Source organism: Telluria sp. GW821-FHT07G12 (genome assembly GCF_059418525.1).
This window is the reverse complement of the sequence record NZ_JBWKQA010000001.1, coordinates 221260-243359: the sequence shown is the minus strand read 5'-3', so window position 1 is coordinate 243359 and position 22100 is coordinate 221260. Positions and strand designations below refer to the sequence as shown.

At 65.3% G+C, this 22100-nt stretch carries 29 protein-coding genes and 1 pseudogene; 21 read left to right on the top strand and 9 right to left on the bottom strand.

Annotated features, from left to right (window positions below; translation table 11 throughout):
- Window positions 1-94 precede the first annotated feature (94 nt).
- From AC07PE_RS01220 to AC07PE_RS01205, 4 genes and pseudogenes are all read left to right on the top strand, one after another.
- Complete coding sequence (locus AC07PE_RS01220) at window positions 95-658, top strand: AAA family ATPase (protein WP_498760829.1); 564 nt, start codon at window positions 95-97, stop codon at window positions 656-658.
- Window positions 659-693: 35 nt separating this feature from the next.
- A pseudogene (locus AC07PE_RS01215) lies at window positions 694-984 on the top strand (RNA 2'-phosphotransferase); the annotation flags it as partial.
- Between the two features lie 104 nt (window positions 985-1088).
- Window positions 1089-1256, top strand: a complete 168-nt coding sequence (locus AC07PE_RS01210) for an RNA 2'-phosphotransferase (protein WP_498760828.1) — start codon at window positions 1089-1091, stop codon at window positions 1254-1256.
- A 125-nt stretch (window positions 1257-1381) separates the two neighbouring features.
- On the top strand, window positions 1382-2707 hold the full coding sequence (locus tag AC07PE_RS01205; protein WP_498760826.1) for a diguanylate cyclase: 1326 nt from the start codon (window positions 1382-1384) through the stop codon (window positions 2705-2707).
- Here the strand turns inward: AC07PE_RS01205 and AC07PE_RS01200 are convergent.
- From AC07PE_RS01200 to AC07PE_RS01190, 3 genes are read right to left on the bottom strand one after another with little or no spacing between them, the layout of a single operon-like run.
- Window positions 2704-3240, bottom strand: a complete 537-nt coding sequence (locus AC07PE_RS01200) for an ankyrin repeat domain-containing protein (protein ID WP_498760825.1) — start codon at window positions 3238-3240, stop codon at window positions 2704-2706. The two genes, AC07PE_RS01205 and AC07PE_RS01200, sit on opposite strands and share 4 nt — an antisense overlap.
- A 31-nt stretch (window positions 3241-3271) precedes the next feature.
- The gene (locus AC07PE_RS01195; RefSeq protein ID WP_498760824.1) at window positions 3272-3838 is read right to left on the bottom strand and encodes a gamma-glutamylcyclotransferase; all 567 of its coding nucleotides are present in this window, start codon (window positions 3836-3838) and stop codon (window positions 3272-3274) included.
- A 4-nt stretch (window positions 3839-3842) separates the two neighbouring features.
- A complete protein-coding gene (locus AC07PE_RS01190; RefSeq protein ID WP_498760823.1) occupies window positions 3843-4757 on the bottom strand; it encodes a LysR family transcriptional regulator in 915 nt (304 codons plus the stop codon).
- A 92-nt stretch (window positions 4758-4849) separates the two neighbouring features.
- Here AC07PE_RS01190 and AC07PE_RS01185 point away from each other — a divergent pair, with 92 nt between their 5' ends.
- Together AC07PE_RS01185 and maiA (AC07PE_RS01180) are read left to right on the top strand one after the other, a co-directional pair.
- Window positions 4850-5893 (top strand): fumarylacetoacetate hydrolase family protein, encoded by a 1044-nt coding sequence (locus AC07PE_RS01185; RefSeq protein WP_498760822.1) that lies wholly within the window; start codon window positions 4850-4852, stop codon window positions 5891-5893.
- Complete coding sequence (maiA, locus tag AC07PE_RS01180) at window positions 5890-6534, top strand: maleylacetoacetate isomerase (protein ID WP_498760821.1); 645 nt, start codon at window positions 5890-5892, stop codon at window positions 6532-6534. The genes AC07PE_RS01185 and maiA (AC07PE_RS01180) overlap by 4 nt, the downstream gene beginning before the upstream one ends.
- A 31-nt stretch (window positions 6535-6565) precedes the next feature.
- On the opposite strand, the gene AC07PE_RS01175 is transcribed toward maiA (AC07PE_RS01180), so the two are convergent.
- Window positions 6566-7024, bottom strand: coding sequence for a CBS domain-containing protein (locus AC07PE_RS01175; RefSeq protein WP_498760820.1), 459 nt, complete (start codon window positions 7022-7024; stop codon window positions 6566-6568).
- A gap of 164 nt (window positions 7025-7188) precedes the next feature.
- Here AC07PE_RS01175 and AC07PE_RS01170 point away from each other — a divergent pair, with 164 nt between their 5' ends.
- The 12 genes from AC07PE_RS01170 (at window position 7189) to AC07PE_RS01115 (ending at window position 16629) form a co-directional block, all read left to right on the top strand.
- The gene (locus AC07PE_RS01170) at window positions 7189-7956 is read left to right on the top strand and encodes a uracil-DNA glycosylase family protein (protein ID WP_498760819.1); all 768 of its coding nucleotides are present in this window, start codon (window positions 7189-7191) and stop codon (window positions 7954-7956) included.
- Between the two features lie 328 nt (window positions 7957-8284).
- Window positions 8285-8791 carry a Fe-S cluster assembly transcriptional regulator IscR gene (iscR, locus tag AC07PE_RS01165; RefSeq protein WP_498760818.1) on the top strand — a complete coding sequence of 169 codons (507 nt, stop codon included), beginning with the start codon at window positions 8285-8287 and terminating at the stop codon, window positions 8789-8791.
- Window positions 8791-10047: an IscS subfamily cysteine desulfurase gene (locus tag AC07PE_RS01160; protein WP_498760817.1), complete on the top strand. Its 1257-nt coding sequence runs from the start codon at window positions 8791-8793 to the stop codon at window positions 10045-10047. Before iscR ends, AC07PE_RS01160 begins: the two co-directional genes overlap by 1 nt.
- 24 nt (window positions 10048-10071) lie before the next feature.
- Window positions 10072-10470, top strand: coding sequence for a Fe-S cluster assembly scaffold IscU (gene iscU / locus AC07PE_RS01155; RefSeq protein ID WP_036168742.1), 399 nt, complete (start codon window positions 10072-10074; stop codon window positions 10468-10470).
- 113 nt (window positions 10471-10583) lie between these two features.
- Window positions 10584-10907, top strand: a complete 324-nt coding sequence (iscA, locus tag AC07PE_RS01150) for an iron-sulfur cluster assembly protein IscA (protein ID WP_498760816.1) — start codon at window positions 10584-10586, stop codon at window positions 10905-10907.
- 8 nt (window positions 10908-10915) lie between these two features.
- On the top strand, window positions 10916-11431 hold the full coding sequence (gene hscB, locus AC07PE_RS01145; RefSeq protein ID WP_498760815.1) for a Fe-S protein assembly co-chaperone HscB: 516 nt from the start codon (window positions 10916-10918) through the stop codon (window positions 11429-11431).
- Between the two features lie 111 nt (window positions 11432-11542).
- Complete coding sequence (gene hscA / locus AC07PE_RS01140; protein WP_498760814.1) at window positions 11543-13432, top strand: Fe-S protein assembly chaperone HscA; 1890 nt, start codon at window positions 11543-11545, stop codon at window positions 13430-13432.
- Between the two features lie 22 nt (window positions 13433-13454).
- Entirely contained in the window at window positions 13455-13793 is a 339-nt protein-coding gene (gene fdx / locus AC07PE_RS01135) for an ISC system 2Fe-2S type ferredoxin (protein WP_230029368.1), read from the top strand.
- A gap of 21 nt (window positions 13794-13814) precedes the next feature.
- The gene (iscX, locus tag AC07PE_RS01130; protein WP_498760813.1) at window positions 13815-14009 is read left to right on the top strand and encodes a Fe-S cluster assembly protein IscX; all 195 of its coding nucleotides are present in this window, start codon (window positions 13815-13817) and stop codon (window positions 14007-14009) included.
- Window positions 13996-14901 carry a class I SAM-dependent methyltransferase gene (locus tag AC07PE_RS01125; protein WP_498760812.1) on the top strand — a complete coding sequence of 302 codons (906 nt, stop codon included), beginning with the start codon at window positions 13996-13998 and terminating at the stop codon, window positions 14899-14901. Before iscX ends, AC07PE_RS01125 begins: the two co-directional genes overlap by 14 nt.
- A 13-nt stretch (window positions 14902-14914) precedes the next feature.
- Window positions 14915-15931, top strand: coding sequence for a low-specificity L-threonine aldolase (gene ltaE / locus AC07PE_RS01120; RefSeq protein WP_498760811.1), 1017 nt, complete (start codon window positions 14915-14917; stop codon window positions 15929-15931).
- Window positions 15928-16629, top strand: a complete 702-nt coding sequence (locus AC07PE_RS01115; RefSeq protein ID WP_498760810.1) for an RNA pseudouridine synthase — start codon at window positions 15928-15930, stop codon at window positions 16627-16629. The genes ltaE and AC07PE_RS01115 overlap by 4 nt, the downstream gene beginning before the upstream one ends.
- Window positions 16630-16643: 14 nt before the next feature.
- Here the strand turns inward: AC07PE_RS01115 and AC07PE_RS01110 are convergent, their stop codons facing one another.
- On the bottom strand, window positions 16644-17393 hold the full coding sequence (locus tag AC07PE_RS01110) for a 3-oxoacyl-ACP reductase family protein (protein WP_498760809.1): 750 nt from the start codon (window positions 17391-17393) through the stop codon (window positions 16644-16646).
- 150 nt (window positions 17394-17543) lie between these two features.
- Between AC07PE_RS01110 and AC07PE_RS01105 the strand changes: the two genes are divergently transcribed.
- Both AC07PE_RS01105 and maiA (AC07PE_RS01100) read left to right on the top strand, forming a co-directional pair.
- Window positions 17544-18128, top strand: coding sequence for a TetR/AcrR family transcriptional regulator (locus tag AC07PE_RS01105; RefSeq protein WP_498760808.1), 585 nt, complete (start codon window positions 17544-17546; stop codon window positions 18126-18128).
- A gap of 171 nt (window positions 18129-18299) precedes the next feature.
- Complete coding sequence (maiA, locus tag AC07PE_RS01100; protein WP_498760807.1) at window positions 18300-18992, top strand: maleylacetoacetate isomerase; 693 nt, start codon at window positions 18300-18302, stop codon at window positions 18990-18992.
- Window positions 18993-19006: 14 nt separating this feature from the next.
- On the opposite strand, the gene AC07PE_RS01095 is transcribed toward maiA (AC07PE_RS01100), so the two are convergent.
- From AC07PE_RS01095 to AC07PE_RS01080, 4 genes are read right to left on the bottom strand one after another with little or no spacing between them, the layout of a single operon-like run.
- On the bottom strand, window positions 19007-19519 hold the full coding sequence (locus AC07PE_RS01095) for an RDD family protein (protein ID WP_498760806.1): 513 nt from the start codon (window positions 19517-19519) through the stop codon (window positions 19007-19009).
- Between the two features lie 16 nt (window positions 19520-19535).
- On the bottom strand, window positions 19536-20306 hold the full coding sequence (locus AC07PE_RS01090) for a DUF3106 domain-containing protein (protein WP_498760805.1): 771 nt from the start codon (window positions 20304-20306) through the stop codon (window positions 19536-19538).
- A gap of 12 nt (window positions 20307-20318) precedes the next feature.
- The gene (locus tag AC07PE_RS01085) at window positions 20319-20720 is read right to left on the bottom strand and encodes a DUF3619 family protein (RefSeq protein ID WP_498760804.1); all 402 of its coding nucleotides are present in this window, start codon (window positions 20718-20720) and stop codon (window positions 20319-20321) included.
- Window positions 20717-21286 (bottom strand): RNA polymerase sigma factor, encoded by a 570-nt coding sequence (locus AC07PE_RS01080; protein WP_498760803.1) that lies wholly within the window; start codon window positions 21284-21286, stop codon window positions 20717-20719. The genes AC07PE_RS01085 and AC07PE_RS01080 overlap by 4 nt, the downstream gene beginning before the upstream one ends.
- A gap of 121 nt (window positions 21287-21407) precedes the next feature.
- On the opposite strand from AC07PE_RS01080, the gene AC07PE_RS01075 reads away from it, so the two are divergent.
- Window positions 21408-22034 carry a glutathione S-transferase family protein gene (locus AC07PE_RS01075; RefSeq protein WP_498760802.1) on the top strand — a complete coding sequence of 209 codons (627 nt, stop codon included), beginning with the start codon at window positions 21408-21410 and terminating at the stop codon, window positions 22032-22034.
- Window positions 22035-22100 lie beyond the last annotated feature (66 nt).

The window sequence follows — 22100 nt, the reverse complement described above, 5'->3', positions numbered from 1 at the left end:
CCGGGCTGGCGTCTTGTGGAGGGCGCCGCCGTCGGCTAGGATGGCGCTCTCGTCTTTCTGGACGGCACTAGCAAGCAGGTATTTCGATCACGGGATGCATATGGAAGAGCAGGGCAGCAGCACAGCAGGGCAGGTCAAGCGGGTCGTGTTCGTCGGCGCGGAATCGACCGGCAAGTCGACCTTGTGCGAGTACCTCGCGCGCCAGTACGGCAGCGTTGCCGTGCCCGAGATCGGCCGCTACATCTGGGAAGACAAGCAGGGCCAGCTGAACGCGGACGACTACGTCGATATCGCCCTGCGCCACCGCGAAGCCGAGGACGAGCAGATGCCCTATGCCAGGCGCTACCTGTTCGTCGACACGAATGCCCTGACCACGCTGCTGCTGGGCCTGGAATTCGGCCAGGTCACCGAGCCGGTGCCGGCCGAGCTGCTGCGTTGCGCCGACGAGTGCCGCGAGCGCTACACCCATACCTTCGTCTGCGCCGACGACATTCCCTACGAAGAGCAGTCCGCGCGCGAGAACGAAGCCTGGCGCGGACGCATCCACCAGCTGGTGCTGAAGGACCTGGAAGCGCGCGGTATTCCCTACACCCTGGTCAGCGGCAGCGTCGAGGAGCGCGCGCTGCAGGTCCGGCGCGTGATCGAAGGCGTCGTGTAATACGGGCCCGGCTGCGGCCGGCCTATACTCGGTCCATGAAGGACCCCGTCGTCGCCACCAGCAAGCTGCTCAGCTACGTACTGCGCCACCGCCCGGACAGCATAGCCCTGACGCTGGACGCCCACGGCTGGGCGGACGTCGACGAACTGCTGGCCTGCCTGGCCGCCCACGGCAAGCCGCTCGACCGCGCGCTGCTCGAGCGCGTGGTCGCCGGCAACGATAAGCAGCGCTTCGCCTTCAGCGAGGACGGCAGCCGCATCCGGGCCAGGCAGGGCCATTCCATCGCCGTCGACTTGCAGCTGAGGGAGGCCGAGCCGCCCGCCGTGCTCTACCACGGTACGGCCAGCCGCTTCCTGAAGGCGATCCTGGCGTCCGGGCTGCGGGCCGGGCGCGTCATCACGTCCACCTGTCCGCCGACGTGCAGACCGCCATGCGCGTCGGCGCCCGCCATGGTTTTCCCGCCATGCTGCGCGTCGACGCGGCGCGCATGCGTGCGGACGGCATTGCTTTCTACCAATCGGACAACGGCGTCTGGCTCACCGGCGAGGTGAAGCCGAAATACCTCAGCCAGGCCCCAGTGCCTACCCGAATTGCATAGTCCGGGTGTTGTTGTTGCGCCATGTCAGGATGCGGCATCAAAAAAAGTTTCCATTTTTTATACCATTCAGGGCAATATCCTTGTATGTTATCCGTGCAACTTTTGCATCCGATGGACCCTGCAACATGCCAAGCCCCGTCCCGCTTTATAAATATCGCGCGCTGCTCCTGTCGCAAAATTTCTTCATCAAGGACAACGCGGCCGAGCTGCGCCTGCACGCGCACAAATACGACTTCGACATGGCCTTCTTCAGCGAAGTCAGCGAATTCGTGGCGGCGGTGGAGGGCGACACCGGCAACGGCCTGTTCGTGATCGACCTGGATGCCCTGCACAACATGCAGTCGGACATGCAGGACAGCCGCAAGACGCTGATGCTGGGCGAGCTGCTGCAGCGCCTGCCGGCCGGCAAGGAATACGTCTATCTGCAGAGCAGCCGCCAGGGCGGACGCTACCTGCTGCAGCAGAAGCTGGTCGACTGCCACTGCCTGGCCTATGCCGAAAAGCCGATCGCCAACGACGTTCTGGTCGACAAGCTGTTCAAGCTCTTCGTCCAGCAGAAGCGCGGCGACATGGTGCGCCTGATGCACCTGGGCGACATGGGCAATATGGATGAGAATTGCCTGCGCCAGGCGCGCATCGAGCTGATTCCGCACGACCAGGCCCAGACCCTGCACCTGCGGGTGCGCGAGCTGCAGCCGGACCTGGTACTGGTCAGCGATGACGAGTTCGCCCGCACCGATTCGCTGGCGCGCGTGCTCAAGAAGAATATCGAAGCCGATCCGGTGCGCGAGATCGTGCTGCTGCAGCGCCAGCCCGACGCCGCCCTGATGCAGCGCGCGCTGGCCAACGGCTTCGACGCAGTGCTGCCCGCCGGCGGTGCCGAACTGCTCTGCGCCCAGCTGGTCAACCGGGCCAGCAAGATCCGCGTCAGCAAGGATCTGATCTCGAAAGACCGCGCGACCGGCCTGCTCAACAAGGTCGGCCTGCAGCAGAAGGCCCAGGAACTGATCCGCCAGGCGGCGCAGGAAGAACGTCCGCTGGCCTACGGCGTGATCGACATCGACAAGTTCAAGACCATCAACGATACCTGGGGCCATTATTTCGGCGACATCGTGCTCAAGCGCCTGGCGGTCTGCCTGGCGGCCCATCTGGGCGAGCGTGACCTGCTCAGCCGCTTCGGCGGCGAGGAATTCGTGGTCGTGTTCTGGGATTGCACGGTGGAGGAGGGCTGGGCGCGGCTGGATGCGATGCGCCGCGCCTTCGGCGGCTTGCCTTTCGAAGTCCGCGCCGGCGACGTGCGGCGCTTTTCCTTCAGCGGCGGCATGGCGGGCTATCCGGCCTGCCAGACGGAGAACGCGCTCTTCCTGCGCGCCGACGCCATGCTCTACGAAGCCAAGCAAGGCGGGCGGGACCGCATCTGTCCGCAGCCGGCGGCGCAGGCCGCAGCTTAACGTTCGTTCGTCACGGCCGCCAGCAGTTCCAGCGTATCCATCGCCCCCATCTTGCGGGCCGCATCCAGCATCGACACGCCGTCGGCATCCAGGCGGAAGGGGTCTGCGCCGCGCGCCAGCAGCAGCCGGGCGATGTCGCTGCGGTTGAACATGGCGGCGAACATCAGCGCCGTCTTGCCGTTCGGGCCGGCGCTGTCGGCGGCGGCGCCGTGGTCCAGCAGCAGCGTCGCAACTTGCAGATCGCCCTTGAAGGCGGCGCCGTGCAGCGGGGCCTGGCCGGCGTCGTTCATGATTTCCGGATCGGCCCCGTGTTCCAGCAGGACTTTGGCGGCGTCGTGGTGGCCGTGATAGCAGGCCAGCATCAAGAGGCTGTCGCCGCGTTCGTTGCGCAGGTTGGGCGGCAGGCCCTGGTCCAGCAGGGTGGCCAGTTTGGCGGCTTCGCCGGCGCGCGCGAAACCGAATACGCGGCGCACGAAGGCGAGCGTGTCTTCATCGAGTTCGCTGGCCGAGGGCGGGCGCGGTGCTTCCTGCATCGTTGTCTCCGTGTCGAATCGAGTTCCGAGCTTAGCCTAGAAAGGCAGCCAGATGGCGCTCGATCTCGAACACGTGCTCGTCGAACTTGCCCAGTTCGCGCAAGGCCTTGGCCAGTTCCAGCAGGTATTCGCTGTTCGGGCCGCTCGGGCCGCAGGCAGCAGCGATCTGGCGCGCGATATCGCGCTCGCTGGCCGGGCCCAGGTAGGCCGCGTTCTCGTGGGTGGCGATGTAGACCAGGCCCTCGGTCGCGCTGCCGTCCTCGAAATGAATGTCGGTGGCAAGGCGCAGGTAGCCGTTCTTTTCGCGGTAGTCGAGGTGGGCGAATTCCTCGGGCGTCACCAGGTAGGCCATGCCGTGGCAGACGGCGTCCGTTTGCGGCACCAGGGTCACGACCCGGCCGGGCGCGGTCTCGGTGCCGCGGTGGTCGTGCGAACCTTGCCAGAAGCGCCGGGTCCAGCCGCCGATGTGGGCGGGACGGCGCTCGAGGTAGGGGAAGTCGGCCTTGAAGATCAGGGAACCGTAGCCGAACAGCCAGACGCTGGCGTGGCTGTCGAAGCGGTCCATGGCCCGGTTGATGGCGATGGTATTGAAGGACATGCCGCTATTCTAGCGACTGGCGCGGCAGTCCGCCGCCGACGTACTCTTCCAGATGCGCGACAAAGGCCTCGGCCGCCGGCGACAGCGAACGCTGGCCGCGTGTATAGATGTAGAAGCGGCGCGTCAGCACCGGCGCTTCCAGCGGCCGGCTCAGCAGACCGTAGCGCTGCACCAGCGCCGCCGCGTAGGGCATGCAGACCGTGACCCCGAGGCCGGCCGCCACCATCGCCAGCGCGGTAGTCATGAAGTTGACCTCGTGCTCGGGTTTCAATGTCGCTTCGCGCAGCGCTTCGCCCATGTCGGCCAGCAGGCGCTCGGTGAACTGGCCGCGCAGCGAGATGAAGGGGTAGCCGGCCAGGTCGCTCCAGGCCAGCCGTTTGCGGCCCGCCAGCGGATGATCCGGCGGGATCACGGCTTCGAAGGGCATGTCGAGCAGCAGGCGGGCGTCGAGCTCGGGTGTCTCGTCGCGCTCGGGGGCGATGCCGCAGTCGACTTCGCCGGACAGCACCCGCGCCGTGACATTCTCGACCCCGCTGTCGGCAAGGCTGACCTTGACGTCCGGGTGGCGTTCGCGCCAGGCCGCGATCGCCTGCGGCAGCAGGGTGCAGGCCATCAGCTGGGGCGCGGCGATCCGCACGACGCCCTTTCTCAGCTGGGCATGATCGGCGACGTTCGCCAGCGCGCGGTCGAGATCGTCGATCATCTGGTTGAATAAGGGATAGAGCTCGTTGCCCATTTCCGTCAAGGCGATCCGGCGCGTACTGCGGTCGATCACGCGGGCGCCCAGCGTTTGTTCGAGTTCCTTGATCAAACCGGACAATGCGGATTGTGTGACGTGCAGGAACTGCGCCGCAAGCGTAAAGTTACCGGTTTTGGCCACGGCGATGAAAGCGCGCATCTGGCGCAGGGTTGGATTCATCAGATAATCCGATAAATAGGGCGAAAAATATTGTTTGTATGATAGTCCGTTTTCATTTTTAATTGGACATCATTCAATCGCTGAGGAATCCCATGAAACTCGCCACCCTGAAAGCCGGCGGCCGCGACGGCACCCTGGTCGTCGTCAGCCGCGATCTCGTCACCTGCCAGGCCGTTCCCAACATCGCGCGCACCCTGCAGGCCGCGTTGGACGACTGGGAGCGCGTCGCGCCGAAGCTGCAGCAGGTGTACGAGCAGCTGAACCAGGGCGTGGCCCAGGACGCCGACTCCTTCCTGGAAGAAGAGTGCGCCTCACCGCTGCCGCGCGCCTACCAGTGGGCGGACGGTTCCGCCTACATCAACCACGTCGAGCTGGTGCGCAAGGCGCGCGGCGCCCAGGTGCCGCCGTCCTTCTACCAGGATCCGCTGATGTACCAGGGCGGCTCGGATTCCTTCGTCGGCCCGCGCGACCCGATCGCGGTGCTGTCCGAGGACTGGGGCGTCGACCTCGAAGCGGAAGTGGCGGTCGTCACCGGCGACGTGCCGATGGGCGCCAGCCTCGAGCAGGCAGCAGGCGCGATCCGCCTGGTGATGCTGGTGAACGACGTCTCGCTGCGCAACCTGATCCCGAAGGAGCTGGAAAAGGGCTTCGGCTTCTTCCAGTCAAAGCCGGCCAGCGCCTTCTCGCCGGTGGCGGTGACGCCGGACGAGCTGGGCGATGCCTGGCGCGACAGCAAGCTGTGCCTTCCATTGCAGGTCACGCTCAACGACGCGCCCTTCGGCCGTCCGAACGCCGGCGACGACATGACCTTCAGCTTCGCCCAGCTGGTCGCGCATGCCGCCAAAACGCGCGAGCTGGCGGCCGGCAGCATCATCGGTTCGGGCACGGTGTCGAACAAGCAGGGCGGGTTGCACGGCTCCAGCATCGCCAACGGCGGCGTCGGCTACTGCTGCCTGGCCGAGCTGCGCATGTACGAGACCATCGAGCAGGGCGCGCCGCAGACGCCTTTCCTGCGCTACGGCGACACGGTCCGCATCGAGATGCTGGACGCAAACGGCGCGAGCATCTTCGGCACCATCGACCAGGAAGTCGTCCGTTACCACGCTCGCGCGCACAATCACGGGAGCAAGGCATGAAGCTCTACACCTATTTCCGCAGCTCGGCCGCGTACCGGGTCCGCATCGCGCTGAACCTGAAGGGCCTGGCTTATGAAGCGATTCCGGTGCACCTGCTGCGCGGCGGCGGCGAACAGCTGCGGGACGAATACCGTGCGATCAATCCGAGCGGGCTGGTGCCGGCCTTCGTCGATGAAGGGATCACGCTGACGCAGTCGGTCGCCATCCTCGAGTATCTGGAGGAAGCCTATCCGCAGACGCCCATCATGCCGGCGGACGCCATCGGGCGCGCCCGCGTGCGCGAGCTGGCGCAGATCGTCGCCTGCGACATCCATCCGGTGAACAATCTGCGCGTGCTGCGCTACCTGGTGCGCGACCTGGGCCTGTCGGAAGAGCAGAAGACGGAGTGGTACCGCCACTGGCTGGTCGGCGGCCTGGAGGCGCTCGAGAAGCACCTGGCGCGCGATGCGGATGCCGGCCAGTTCTGCCACGGCGACACGCCGACCATCGCCGACTGCTGCCTGGTGCCGCAGGTCTTCAATGCGCAGCGCAACGGGATCGATATCGCCGCCTATCCGACGATTGCGCGCATCAACGCGGCCTGCAGCGCGATGCCGGCCTTCGTCGCGGCCCATCCTTCGAACCAGCCGGACGCGGAATAATCTGCGGCCGGCTGGCGCGCTCAGTTTCGGCTCAGTGCCGGGTCTGCGAGCCGAGCGTCGAGCGGTCCGGCTCGGAAGGCGTCGACACCTCTTCCAGCGCGTGGTCGATGCCGGCCGAGTGCTTGGTCGCCATGTCGCCCATCGAGACGATGCCGACCACTTTCTGCGACTTTTCGTCGATCACCGGGACGCGGCGAATCTGCACGTCGCCCATCTGGCCAAGCACTTCGTCGACGGTCTGGTTGGGCGAGCAGGTGCGCACGTCGGTGCTCATCACGTCGCCGACGCGGGTGCTGCCCGGCGCCTGGCCGGCGGCGGTGGCGCGCACGGTGATGTCGCGGTCGGTGATCATGCCGACCAGCTTCTGGCCGTCGAGCACGGGAATCGAGCCGACGTTCAGCTCATCCATCATCTGGGCGGCGCGCTGTATCGTTTCCTGCGGCGAGATGCTTTGCACGTCGCGGGTCATCACATCCTGGATCGTTTGCATGAGGCTCTCCTGTGGGTTGCAAGATGCGGGCGATGATGCACCGTTTTTCGAAACCCGGACGCGAGCTTGACGCGCGGAACAGTCCGCAAAAAAAGACGGTGCGCGCTCTTGGGTACGGCCCGGTCGGCTACAATCTGCGTCCTTTTCAGCTTGCCGATCCGACCATGCCGACGACCGCCATCCCCGCAGCCATCCTCGGCGCCCTGGGCCTTGCCGATCCCTCCTGGCGCCCGCACCTGGAAGCCGGCCTGCGCGCCATGATGGAAGCCGACCCGGCCTACCTGCCGGCGCTGGCCGAAGACGATTACCTGCCGACCGGCGGACGCCTGTTCGCGGCCTTCTCCTTGCCGCTGCAAAAGGTGCGCTACGTGCTGGTGGGGGAGGGGCCGTATCCGCGCCCGGAAAGTGCGACCGGCGTGTGCTTCATGGACGGCGCGGTGGGCGAGCTGTGGTCGGAGACGGGCCTGTCGAAGCCGGTCAACCGCGCGACTTCATTGCGCAACTTCATGAAGATGCTGCTGGTGGCGGATGGGCAACTGAATATCGACGATACCGGCGGCGCGGCGCTGGCGCCGATCGCCAAAGCGGCGCGCGAAGGCGGCGCGATCCAGACCCTGGCCGAGCTGCAGGACAAGCTGGTCGGGCAGGGCTTCCTGCTGCTGAATGCCTCGCTGGTGTTTCGCAAGCATGTCGCCCCGGTGGTGGACGCCCGCGCCTGGCTGCCATTCCAGCGCGCCGTGTTCGCGGCCCTGGGGGAGTGCAAGGAAAAGCCGACTCTGGTCCTGTGGGGCAAGATCGCCGAGCAACTGAAGAAAGTGCCGGAAGCCGACAACTTCCCGCAAATCCACGCCGAACACCCCTACAACCTCAGCTTCATCGGCCACGAAGGCATGCACAAACTGTTCGGCCCGATGCAACTGCTCCACCCCTAAATTCGGGGTCAGAGCACTTTTTCGAGCAATTGATCCGCAGACAGATGGCGACGCCGATTTGGGCAGCGGCAAAGGGAAGGCTGGACAACAAACGGACAGAAGTTACACAGAGACTATTGCCAGAAAAAGTGCTCTGACCCCGAATTAGCCCCGAATTAAGGGGCTGGCCGGTTTTGGGGCCTCCAAGACAAACCCCGCCGAATGCGCTATACTTGACTAAATCAATCAACTAATCAGGTTTTTATTCTTGCTAATGCAGGAAATGCACTTGAGGACGTTGAAGAGAAGCAAGATTTTAACACTGTTTGGATACCTACCCGGGGTTGTGATGCGTCTGACCACCAAAGGCCGTTTTGCTGTTACTGCGATGATCGATCTTGCCCTGCGTCAGGGCAATGGTCCCGTCACGCTGTCGGGCATCAGCCAGCGCCAGGCCATTTCGCTGTCCTATCTGGAACAGCTGTTCGGCAAGCTGCGCCGGCACGAGATCGTCGAGTCGGTGCGTGGCCCGGGCGGCGGCTACAGTCTGGCGCGAACCGCCGACAAGGTGACCGTCGCCGACATCATCATCGCCGTCGACGAACCGCTCGACGCCACCCAGTGCGGCGGCAAGGAAAACTGCCACGGCGCCGATGCCGCCAGCGGCACCCGCTGCATGACCCACGAGCTGTGGGCCACGCTGAACGCGAAGATGGTCGATTACCTCGATTCGGTCACCCTGCATGACCTGGTCGAGCAGCAGAAACAGAAAGAGCAGAAGGAACAGAACGTGGTGGTCATGCACCGCCACGCTCCTTCGGAAAATACTGAAGCAAAGCATATTGGAGTGAACTGATGAACGCGCCCCTGGACAAAAAAATCGAGCAGAGCTTCCAGACTGCACCGCACTTCCCGATCTACATGGACTACTCGGCCACCACGCCGATCGATCCGCGCGTCGCCGATGCGATGATCCCGTTCCTGCGCGAGCAGTTCGGCAATCCGGCATCGCGCAGCCACGCCTATGGCTGGAGCGCCGAAGCGGCCGTCGAGGAAGCGCGCGCCAATGTCGCCGCCCTGGTCGGCGCCGATCCGCGCGAGATCATCTGGACCTCGGGCGCGACCGAATCGAACAACCTAGCCCTGAAGGGCGCCGCTCACTTCTACAAGTCGAAGGGCAAGCACATCATCACGGTCAAGACCGAGCACAAGGCCGTGCTGGATACCGTGCGCGAACTGGAACGCGTCGGCTTCGAGGCGACCTACCTGGAGCCGCAGGACAATGGCCTGGTATCGGTCGAACAGCTGGAAGCGGCGATTCGTCCGGACACCATCATCGTTTCCGTCATGCTGGTGAATAACGAGATCGGCGTGATCCAGCCGATCAAGGAAATCGGCGAACTGTGCCGCAAGAAGGGCATCATCTTCCACAGCGACGCGGCGCAAGCCACCGGCAAGGTCGAGATCAACCTGGAAGAGCTGAAGGTCGACCTGATGAGCTTCAGCGCGCACAAGACCTATGGCCCGAAAGGCATCGGCGCGCTGTACGTGCGCCGCAAGCCGCGCGTGCGCCTGGAAGCGCAGATGCACGGCGGCGGCCACGAGCGCGGCCTGCGTTCGGGCACGCTGGCGCCGCACCAGATCGTCGGCATGGGCGAAGCCTTCCGCATCGCCAAGGAAGAGATGGACACCGAGCTTGCACGCATCAAGGCGCTACGCGACCGCCTGGCCAAGGGCCTGATGGAGATCGAAGAGGTCTACATCAACGGCGACATGGAACACCGCGTGCCGCACAACCTGAACGTGTCCTTCAATTTCGTCGAAGGCGAATCGCTGATCATGGCGGTCAAGGACCTGGCGGTGTCGTCGGGCTCGGCCTGCACCTCGGCCTCGCTGGAACCGTCCTACGTGCTGCGCGCCCTGGGCCGCAGCGACGAACTGGCGCACAGCTCGATCCGCTTCACGATCGGCCGTTTTACGACCGAAGAAGACATCGACTTCGCCATCAAGCTGCTGAAGGAAAAAGTCGGCAAGCTGCGCGAACTGTCGCCGCTGTGGGAGATGCACAAGGATGGCATCGACCTGAGCACGATCCAATGGGCCGCCCACTAATTTACGAATTCAAGGAGCACTGACATGGCATATTCCGACAAAGTCCTCGACCACTACGAAAACCCGCGCAACGTCGGCTCGTTCGACAAGAATTCCGACGACGTCGGCACCGGCATGGTCGGCGCCCCGGCCTGCGGCGACGTGATGAAGCTGCAGATCAAGGTGAACGAAGCCGGCGTGATCGAAGACGCGAAATTCAAGACCTACGGCTGCGGCTCGGCGATCGCTTCGAGCTCGCTGGTGACCGAATGGGTGAAGGGCAAGTCGCTGGACGAAGCGCTGTCCATCAAGAACACCCAGATCGCAGAAGAACTGGCGCTGCCGCCGGTGAAGATCCACTGCTCGATCCTGGCAGAGGACGCGATCAAGGCCGCCGTGGCCGACTACAAGCACAAGCACGCAGCCGAAGAAAAAGCCGCGTAATTTGCGGGACCGCGTGGGCACGGGGTGCCCACCCTACAATGCACAACGATGACGTAGGGTGGGCTCCCCGAGCCCACGTAGCAAGCAACTGAATCAAGCTGGAGAATCAAGAGATGGCAATCACCCTGACCGAAAAAGCCGCGCGTCACATCACCCGTTACCTCGAACGCCGGGGCAAGGGTGTCGGCTTGCGTTTCGGTGTGCGCACGACCGGCTGCTCCGGCCTGGCCTACAAGCTGGAATACGTCGACGAGCCGGCCGCTGAAGACAATGTCTTCGAGTCGCACGGCGTGAAGGTCTTCGTCGATCCGAAGAGCCTGGCCTACATCGACGGCACCGAACTGGACTTCGCACGCGAAGGCCTGAACGAAGGCTTCCGCTTCAACAATCCGAACGTCAAGGACAACTGCGGCTGCGGCGAATCCTTCCGCATTTAAGACGCACGATGCAGAACCACTTCGAGCTGTTCCAACTCCCGGCCAGGTTCGACGTCGACCAGGACGCGCTGGATTCGGCCTACCGCGAAGTCCAGGGCCGCGTGCATCCGGACCGCTTCGTCAACGCCAGCGACGCCGAGAAGCGCGTCGCGATGCAGTGGGCGACCCGTGCCAACGAGGCTTACAAGACCCTGCGCAACCCGATGCTGCGCGCGCGCTACCTGTGCGAGCTGAACGGCGTCGACCTGCAGACCGAGTCCAACACGGCCATGCCGATGGACTTCCTGATGCAGCAGATGGAAATGCGCGAGGCGCTCGGCGATGCTCGCGCCTCCAAGGACGCCGAGGCGCTTGACGGGCTGGACGCCCAGATCCGCAGCGAGAAAAAAAGCCGGCTGGCGCAGGTCGGCAAGCTGCTCGACGCCGGCGATTACACCCAGGCGGCGCAGGGCGTGCGGGCGCTGATGTTCCTCGATAAATTCGCGGACGAGCTGCACTACGCGTTCGAAGCGCTCGAATCATGACGTGGGCACGGTGTGCCCACCCTACGACCCGCGACGTTTGCGGTAGGGTGGGCACCCCGTGCCCACGCCGGCGCAATTCCAAGAAAAACAAAACGATCAGGTAACACGACCATGGCACTACTGCAGATTTCCGAACCCGGCATGTCGACCGCGCCGCACCAGCACCGGCTGGCGGTGGGTATCGACCTGGGCACCACCAATTCCCTCGTCGCGACCGTCCGCTCCAGCATTCCCGAAGTGCTGAGCGACGAAGACGGCCGCGCGCTGCTGCCATCGATCGTGCGCTACCTGCCGAATGGCCACGCCAACATCGGCTACAAGGCGCAAGCCCACCGCACCACCGATCCGAAGAACACCATCGTCTCCGTCAAGCGCTTCATGGGCCGTGGCCTGAAGGACATCGCGCACGCCGAGAACATGCCGTATGACTTCGTCGATGCCCCGGGCATGGTTCAGGTCAAGACCGTCGCCGGCGTGAAAAGCCCGGTCGAAGTCTCGGCCCAGATCCTGGCCACGCTGCGCCAGACCGCCGAAGACGCCCTCGGCGACGAACTGGTCGGCGCCGTGATCACCGTGCCCGCCTACTTCGACGACGCCCAGCGCCAGGCGACCAAGGACGCGGCCCAGCTGGCCGGCCTGAACGTGCTGCGCCTGCTGTCCGAGCCGACCGCGGCCGCCATCGCCTATGGCCTCGACCATGGCAAGGAAGGCGTCTACGCCGTGTATGACCTCGGCGGCGGTACCTTCGATATCTCGATCCTCAAGCTGTCCAAAGGCGTGTTCGAAGTGCTGTCGACCGGCGGCGATTCGGCCCTGGGCGGTGACGACTTCGACCAGCGCCTGTTCTGCCACATCACCCAGCAGGCCGGCCTCGCGCCGCTGTCGGACGAAGACACGGCCACGCTGATGGTCAAGGCGCGCCAGGCCAAGGAACTGCTGTCGACCAACGAAGAAACGACCGTCGATGCGCTCCTGAAGTCGGGCGAGATCGTGCAGGTGACCGTCAGTGCGAAGACCTTCGCCGAGATCACCCAGCCGCTGGTCGCGAAAACCATGAACGCCGTCCGCAAGGCCATGCGCGATGCGAACGTGAGCGTGGAAGACGTCGACGGCGTGGTGCTGGTCGGCGGCGCGACGCGCATGCCGAACATCCGCCGCGCGGTGGGCGACTACTTCAAGACCATCCCGCACGCGAACATCGACCCGGACAAGGTGGTGGCGCTGGGCGCCGCGATCCAGGCGAACCTGCTGGCCGGTAACCGCGCGGCCGGCGACGACTGGCTGCTGCTGGACGTGACCCCGCTGTCGCTGGGCATCGAGACCATGGGCGGCCTGGTCGAGAAGATCATCCCGCGCAACTCGACCATTCCGTGCGCGCGTGCGCAGGAGTTCACGACCTTCAAGGACGGCCAGACCGCGCTGGCGGTGCACGTGGTGCAGGGTGAGCGCGAGCTGGTCTCCGACTGCCGTTCGCTGGCGCGCTTCGAATTGCGCGGCATCCCGCCGATGGCGGCCGGCGCGGCGCGCATCCGCGTGACCTACCAGGTCGATGCGGACGGCCTGCTGGCGGTGTCGGCGCGCGAGACGCGTTCGGGCGTGGAAGCCTCGATCACCGTCAAGCCGTCCTACGGCCTGGGAGACGACGAAGTCGCGCGCATGCTGCAGGACTCCTACAACTCGGCCCAGGTCGACATGGTCGCCCGCGCGCTGCGCGAAGAACAGGTCGAGGCCGAGCGCATCCTGCTGGCCACGCAGTCGGCACTCGACACCGACGCCGAGCTGCTGAGCGATGAAGAACGCGCGGCGGTCGCCACGCTGGAGCAGGGCGTGCGCGACGCGCTGGCCCGCTCGAACGACGACGCCGTCAACATCGACGAGCGCCAGAACAAGCTGCACGATGCGGTGCAGGCGCTGGCCCACGGCACCGAGGAATTCGCGGCGCGGCGCATGGACAAGAGCGTGCGCAAGGTATTGGCCGGCAAATCGCTGGATCAGGTCTAAATAATATAAACGAGGTAAAGAAGTGCCACAAATCGTCATCCTCCCCCATCCCGTCTTCTGCCCCGAAGGCGCCGTGCTCGATGGTCAGACCGGCAAGTCGATCTGCGACACCCTGCTGGAAAACGACATCGAGATCGAGCACGCCTGCGACCGCGTATGTGCCTGCACGACCTGCCACGTGATCGTGCGCGAAGGCTTCGACTCGCTGAACGAGCAGGAAGAGAAGGAAGAGGACATGCTGGACAAGGCCTGGGGCCTGGAGCCGAACTCGCGCCTGTCCTGCCAGGCCATCATCGCGGATGAAGACCTGGTGGTCGAGATCCCGAAATACACGATCAACCACGCCGCAGAGAACCACTGATCTACGATCGAGGAGCGCGCCATGAAGTGGACCGACGTCACCGCCATCGCCGAAGCGTTGGTCGAGAAGTATCCGGATGTCGACCCCACAAGGGTGCGCTTCGTGGACCTGCATAACTGGGTCGTCGAGCTCGACGGCTTCGACGACGACCGCGCCCGCGGCGGCGAGCGCGTGCTGGAAGCCATACAAACGGCCTGGATAGATGAAGCTAGTTAAAAAAGATAACGCCGCGAAGAAGCCGGCGCCGACCGTCTACGAACTGCTCCCCGAGGTGAAGCCCGGGCAGTCGATCGAGCTGCTCAAGGAGCTGCACATCCTCACCCGCGACGGCAAACTGAACCAGGACAGCCGCCGCAAGCTCAAGCAGGTCTACCACCTGGTCCAGTTCATCGAGCCGCTGGTCGCCGACGTGCTGGCGCAGCAGGGAGAGCAGAAGCAGGGCGTGACCCTGGTCGACCATGGCGCCGGCAAGTCCTACCTCGGCTTCATCCTCTACGACCTGCTGTTCAAGGGTAAGGCGGCGGGCGAGGGCGGTCATATCTACGGCATCGAGACCCGCGAAGAACTGGTGCAGAAATCGACGGAGCTGGCGGCGCGCCTGGGCTTCGAGGGCATGTCCTTCCTGAACCTGTCGGTGGCGGAATCCACCGAATCGGGCAAGCTGCCGCCGGCCATCGACGTCGTCACCGCGCTGCACGCCTGTAACACCGCCACCGACGACGCGATCGACTTCGCGCTGAAGAAGAAGGCGAAGCACATCGTGCTGGTGCCCTGCTGCCAGGCCGAGGTGGCCTCGGTGCTGCGCAAGAACAAGGGCAAGGACCTGGGCCGCAGCGCGCTGACCGAGATCTGGCGCCACCCCATCCACACCCGCGAATTCGGCAGCCAGATCACCAACGTGCTGCGCTGCCTGCAGCTGGAGGCGCACGGCTACCAGGTGACGGTGACGGAACTGGTGGGCTGGGAGCACTCGATGAAGAACGAGCTGATCGTCGCCACCTATAAGAATCTGCCGCGCAAGCGGCCCGCCGAGCGCCTGCAGCAGGTGCTGGCCGAAGTGGGCCTGGAAGAGATGGCCCAGCGCTTCTACACGACCACGACCGACTGACCGATAGAGAACCATGAGCGAACAACACTGGATCGACCTGCGCAGCGACACCGTCACCCAACCCTCTAGCGAGATGCGCGCCGCCATGGCCGCAGCCCCGGTCGGCGACGACGTGTATGGCGACGACCCGACCGTCAACCGCCTGCAGGACTTCGCGGCCGAGCTGTTCGGCTTCGAGGCCGGCATGTTCGCACCATCGGGCACCCAGACCAACCTGATCGCGCTGATGGGCCATTGCGGCCGCGGCGACGAATACCTGGTCGGCCAGGAAGCGCACACCTACAAATACGAAGGCGGCGGCGCCGCGGTGCTGGGCAGCATCCAGCCGCAACCGATCGCCAACCAGGCGGACGGCAGCATCGCCTTGAGCGATATCGCGGCCTACATCAAGCCGGACGACATGCACTTCGCGCGCACGCGCCTGCTGGCGCTCGAGAACACCATCGGCGGCCGCGTGCTGCCGCAGGAGTACGTGCTGGCTGCGACCAGGCTGGCGCACGACAAGGGCCTGGCGACCCACCTCGACGGCGCGCGCGTCTGCAACGCCGCCGTCAAGAATGGCATCAGTCTGCGCGCGGCGGTACAAGGCTTCGACACCGTCTCGGTCTGCCTGTCGAAAGGCCTGGGCGCGCCGGTCGGTTCCGTGCTGCTGGGCCCCAAGGCCTTCATCGAGCAGGGCAAGCGCTGGCGCAAGATGCTGGGTGGCGGCATGCGCCAGGCCGGCGTGATCGCCGCGGCGGCCCAGTACGCGCTGGAGAACAACGTCGAGCGCCTGGCCGAGGACCACCAGAACGCCGCCGATCTCTCGAGCGGCCTGGCGCAGATCGAGCAGCTCAAGGTCACCACGCCGCAGACTAACATCTTCTACGTCGAGATCCCCGAAGCGGCCGTCCCGGCGCTACGCGAGCATCTGGCGAATAAAGGCATCCGCGCTTCGATCGGCACGCACACGCGCCTGGTGACCCACCTGGACGTCAGCAAGCAGGACGTGCAGACCACCATTGCCGCATTCAAGGACTTCTTCAAGTGAGCGACGACGGTATCCGCCTGGCCAAACGCGTGGCCGAAACCGTGGCGTGTTCGCGCGCCGACGCCGAGCGCTACATTGTCGGCGGCTGGGTCAGCGTCGACGGTGAAGTGGTCGACGAACCGGCCACCCGCGTGACGCCGGCGCAGCGCGTCGAGCTGCTGCCGGGTGCAACGGCGGAAGAGCCGGCGCCGGTCACCATCCTGCTGCACAAGCCGGCCGGCCTGCACGGCAAGGCGGCGCTCGACTCGCTGCAGCTGGACGGCCTGTTCCCGGCATACGAGGGCGAGCGCGCGCTGAAGCGTCACCTGACCAGGCTGACGCCGGCGATGCCGCTGGAAGCCCTGGCCAGCGGCCTGGTGGTGTTCAGCCAGGACTGGCGCATCGTCCGCAAACTGGGGCAGGACAGCGACCGCATCGAGCAGGAATACGTGGCCGAGGTCACCGGCGCCATCGCCGAGGATGGTCTCAAGCGCCTGAACGCCGGCGGCAAGCCGAATGCGCCGATCAAGGCCAGCTGGCAGAGCGAGGCGCGCCTGCGCTTCGCCGGCAAGGGCATCGTGCCGGGCCAGATCGAAGCGCTGTGCGTCAGTGTCGGCCTGAAGGTTACGGGCCTGCGCCGGCTGCGCATCGGCCGCGTGGCCCTGAGCAGCCTGCCGCTGGGGCAGTGGCGCTTCCTGCGCGACGTCGAAAAGTTCTGAGCGCGCCCTTCTAGTCAGGCCACGAAGCCGCCGTCGATGGTGAGCGAAGCACCGTTGACGTAGGCCGATTCCGGTCCCGCCAGCCAGGCGACCAGGCCGGCGATCTCGCTGTCGCGGCCCATGCGCCCGATCGGGATCATGGTGCGCAGCGCGGCGCGCACTGCTTCGTCGCTGACGATTTCCGTTTCGGTCGGTCCCGGCTGCACGTTGTTCACCGTGATGCCGCGCGGGCCGAGGTCGCGCGCCAGGCCGCGCGTCAGGGCCGCCACCGCCCCCTTGCTCATCGCATACAAGGTCAGGTCGGGCCCGCCGGCACGGTCGGCCACCATGCTGCCGATGTTGACGATGCGGCCGCCTTCTCCCATCTGCCTTTGCACCGCCTGGATCGCGACGAACTGGGCGCGCACGTTCACCGCCATGATGCGTTCGAAGTCGTCGAGCACGGTGTCGGCCAGCGGCTTGTGCACCAGGATGCCGGCGTTATTGACGAGGATGTCGATACGGCCGAAGGCCTGCACAGTCTCGGACACGCTGCGCTCGACGGCGGCAGGGTCGGCGCTGTCGGCCTGGATCGCCAGGGCGCGGCCGCCGGCCGCCTCGACTTCCGCTTCCAGCGCACGCGCTCGCTCCGGCGAGCTGGCATAGGTGAAAGCGACGGTAGCGCCGTCGGCGGCCAGGCGGCGCACGATGGCGGCGCCGATACCACGCGAACCGCCGGTGACGAGGGCGGTCTTTCCGCTGAGGGAACCGGTGAGGGTGTTCATGGGGAGCCTTTCTGGACTAATCAGTCAAATATTGGATCAAAAAAACGACCGGCGAGCCGATCGGCGCAAAGCTTCCGCAGGAAGTGCGAATCGATTATACTTTCAATCTGGACTGACTAGTCAAGAATAATTTCGGCAAGGAGAAGCGGCATGGCGCGCACCAAGGTATTCGATCCGGCCCAGGCGCTGGAAGCGGCAATGGAGGTCTTCTGGAACCAGGGCTATGAAGCGACGTCGCTGGACGATCTGCTGTCGGCGATGAAGATCGGGCGCCAGAGCATGTACGACACCTTCGGCGACAAGAAGCAGCTCTACCTGGCTGCGTTGGCCCACTACACCGATACCGGGCGTGACGCTTTACGCCGGCGCCTTTCCGCCGGACCGTCGGCGCTGGGGGCGCTCGGCGATTTCCTGCAGGGGGTGGCGCGCAGCGACGCCTGCCAGCGCGAGCGGGGCTGCCTGTCGGTGAATGCGGTCGCGGAGTTCGGCAAGGGCGATCCCGAGGTGTACGCAAGCATCGAGCGCAGCCAGCAGATGACGGAAGAAATCTTTGCCGAAGTCCTGGCGCGCGCGAGAGAGCAGGGTGAACTGGCCGAGGACGTCGACCCGGACGCTGCCGCCCACTTCATTCACACGGCAATCCGCGGCATGCGCATCAGCGCCAAGGCCGGCGCCAGCGCCGCACAGTTGGGCGCCACGGCCAGCTTTACCATCGCGGCCTTGCAGGCACGTTGATCGCCCGACCCGGCAGCCTTGTACAGCCTGTCGCACTGGTCTGCCGCCACCCTGTAAAATAATTATCGAAATAATCGTTATCGCACTTGATAGTGCCGGAAACCAGTGCTAGACTTCGATTTAATTACTTATCGCAATAACGATTTCTGTAATAAATAACGGAGGGGAAGCATGAAGTTCTACGACAACGAGGTCTCATCGGCGGCATCCCGGGTCCGAATTGCACTGGCCCTGAAGAACGTGGCGGTGGAACGCGTGCCGGTTGCCATCCTCGGCGCACATGCCGAGAACCGCAGCGCCGGCTACCTGTCCGTCAACCCGCAAGGCCTGGTGCCGGCCCTGTTGCTCGATACGGGCGAGCTGCTGACCCAGTCGCTGGCCATCGTCGAGTACCTCGACGAACGCTTCCCTGAACCACCGCTGCTGCCGCGCGAAGCCGCGGCGCGGGCCCGGGCGAGGGCGATCGCGCTGGCTATCGCCGCCGAGATCCATCCGCTGGTGACGCCGCGCGTTGCAGGTCTGCTACGCAGCGTGCACGGCCTCGATACGGATGTGATCGATGCCTGGAAGCGGCACTGGATCGCGGAGGGGATGGATGCGCTCGAAACATTGCTGGCGCGGCGAGGCAGGGGCCTGCTGAGCTGCGGCGATGCGCCCAGCCTGGGCGATGTCTTCCTGTTCCCCCAGGCCGTCAACGCCGAGCGGGCAGGGCTGGCGCTGGCGCGCTGGCCGGCCATCGCCGATATCGTCGGCCGTCTGCGCGCCATCCCGGCCTTTGCCGACAATGGTCCCGCCGCAGCCCGCAAGCCGCCGCAGGAAGCGCCGCGCGCCTTTGCCGACGCGGTCATCGGCGCCGGCCGCTAGCGAAGGAGGTCAGATCAGGAAGCTGCTGGCGCAGTAGCGGCGGCGGCCTTGGGCAGCTGCACCAGGCGGGTGCCCGCCAGGCGGTCGTGCAGGAACTGGCGGTCCTTGTCGAGGAAGGCGGTGAGGGCCCAGGCGGCCACGCCGACGGCGATCGCGATCGACACCGCGGCCTTGCCCGTCAGTCCGAGCAGGCCGCAGGCGATCAGCGCCGGCAGGAACCAGCCCCAGGCCAGCAGGTAGCGCAGGGCCGCGGTTTTGACGGAGATGCGGCCCCGATGGCCGTCCGTGAGGCACAGGCGCCAGGTCTTCATCGCCAGCGTGTGGCCGCTGTTGGTCCAGCTCCAGACGAAGTAGGCGCCGGTAACGAGGAACAGGAAGACCTTGAGGCCGTAGCCGGCCAGCGGCGCGTGGCTGTTGCGCGTGACCAGCAGGTAGAGCGCTACCGCCAGCATCTCGACGGCCAGAAGGAGAAAGGTCTCGTAGACCATGACGATCAGGCGGCGTTTGATGCTGGGTGTATCGCTCATGTAAGAACTCGAAAACTCAGGCGTTGTTCGGACTGATGCCCCAGTTGGCCGGCACCGGTTTTTCCTGTTCGGACGGTTTCGGCTGGGCGGGCTGGGCGGGCTGCGGCGCCGGTACGGCGGGCGCCGGCTGCTGCGGGGTGCTCGGGATGGCCACGCAGGGCGGGGTGGCGGAGACGCTGTTCTTCACGGTGCCGGCCGGGCAGGAGGTCGCGCCCTGGCCGAGCGGCGCCACGACCTTGCCGCTGGCCTGGCTCGGCACCACGGAGGTCTTCTTGCGGCCGGCCACGGAAGCAGCCAGCTGCTTCTTCTCCTCTTCCGGCAGTTGCTGGTAGCTTTCCCAGCTCGCGCTCTTCTGCTCGGGAGCGATCTTGCGCGTCCGCGCATAGGTTTCGCGCGCCAGCTCGCGCTGCGCCGGGCTCAGCTTTGCCCATTCGCGCATGCGCTCCTGCACGCGTTGCTGTTCTTCCGGTTTCAGCGCGGCGAAGCGGTTCGCCAGTTGCAGCCATTTCTGCTTGCGCACGCCGTCCAGCTGGTCCCACTCCGCCTGCAGGGGCTGCAGGGCCAGCTGCTGGCCCGGGGTCAGGGAACGCCACAGCGGTTTGTCGCCGCCCTTGTGCGCGGGCGCCGTACCGTGGGCGCCGGCATGCGGCGCGGTATCGGCGGCGGGAGTGGTGCTGTTCGCATCCGGCATGGCGATGCGGTCGTGCTGCTGGCTGAACAGCAGTACGATGCCGGCCAATGCGGCTGCGGCGCCGGCGGCAGCGACTTTACCCTTGTTTGCCGTCATCAAAGCTGGGCCTTACTGAGCGCGTTGCGGGGCTTGCTGCTGTTGCTGGGCCAGGTAGGCATTGAAGCCGTGGTCGGTGTAGGCGGTGAGCGGGAGGTCGTCCGACAGCACGGCGGCGTCCAGGTCGGCCAGCTCGGCCGAGCGCTGCTCGCGTTCGGTCTGGTAGACGCCGGCCAGGCCGATGACCATCGCCAGCAGCGGCGCGGCCACGGCAAGGCCGCGCATCCACTGCATCTCGAACAGCGAACGGACATCGAAGCCCGCATGCTTTCGGGGCACGTCGGCCTTCTTGCGCGACAGCGCGAGGGCGCGCGCGGCGGCCAGCCGGTCGGTGGTCGAGGCCGGCAGGGCATCGAGGTTCTCGTTCAGGGCGTGGCGGACCTTGTACGCCAGGTTGATGTCGTCGGTATTCATAATTTAATTCCCTTGGCCTCCAGGGCTTTTTGCAGGGAATGCGTAGCGCGAGAACAATGCGTTTTTACACTGCCCTCGGAGCATCCCATCGCTTGGGCCGTTTCGGCCACGTCCATGTCCTGCCAGTAACGCATGAGGAAGGCTTCCCGTTGACGCGCCGGTAGCTTTTGTATCTCTTCATCGATCAGGCGCAAGGTTTCGGCGCGTTCGACCTGGTCTGCGCTCGACTCGGCGGCGGCCGTTCCTTCCTCGGCCTCATAGGAGCCGAGTATATCAAAGTCCTCGTCGTCTTCATCGCGCCTTCCCAGGCTGCCGAAGAGGCTGACCCAGGTATTGCGGACCTTCTCGCGCCGGAAATAATCGAGGATGGTGTTCTGCAGGATGCGCTGGAACAGCATCGGCAGTTCGGCCATGGGCTTGTCGCCGTATTTCTCGGCCAGCTTGATCATGGCGTCCTGAACGATGTCCAGCGCTGCCTCGTCCTTGCGGACCGCGTACGCGGCCTGCTTGAAGGCGCGCCGCTCCACACTCTCGAGGAAGTCGTTTAGTTCTTTGTCAGTGGCCATGCGATGAAGGGTAGCAAAACCCCCGAATCCTAGCAAAAATAACGGCTGAGCGCACTGAAAACAGGCACGCCGTGTCCGGCTCGACTATGATTATTCGAATAACCATAGCGAAAGGGCGTCCATGCTGCGTATCCTGGGGAAGGCAAGTTCCATTAATGTCCGCAAGGTCTTGTGGACCTGCGCCGAGCTGGACCTGCCTTTTGTCCGCGAAGACTGGGGTTCGGGTTTCCAGTCGACGCAGCAGCCGGCCTTCCTGGCGATGAACCCGAACGCCATGGTGCCGGTGCTCGTCGATGGCGATGTGGTGCTGTGGGAGTCGAACACGATCTGCCGCTACCTGGCGGCACGCTACGGTGCGGACGCCGCCTTGCTGCCGGCCGGCCCGGCCGCCCGCGCCCGCGTCGAGCAGTGGATGGACTGGCAGGCGACCGATCTCAACAACGCCTGGCGCTATGCCTTCATGGCCCTGGTGCGCAACAGCCCGGCGCACACCGACCCGGCCCAGGTCGAGGCCAGCATCGCACAGTGGAACCGGCACATGGGCATCCTCGAAGGCCAGCTGGCGAAGACCGGCGCGTATGCGGCCGGCGCGGCGTTCTCGCTGGCCGACATCATGCTGGGCCTGTCGCTCAACCGCTGGCTGATGACGCCGATGGCGCGGCCCGATTACCCGGCCTTGAAGGCGTATGCCGACTTGCTGCGGCAGCGTCCGGGCTGCCGCGAGTTCGCCATGAACGGCAGCGCATGAGTAGGGTTCTCGCACCATTTTGGTCATTTCCATATTTGTACTTGACCTAAATGGTGCAACGCAGTA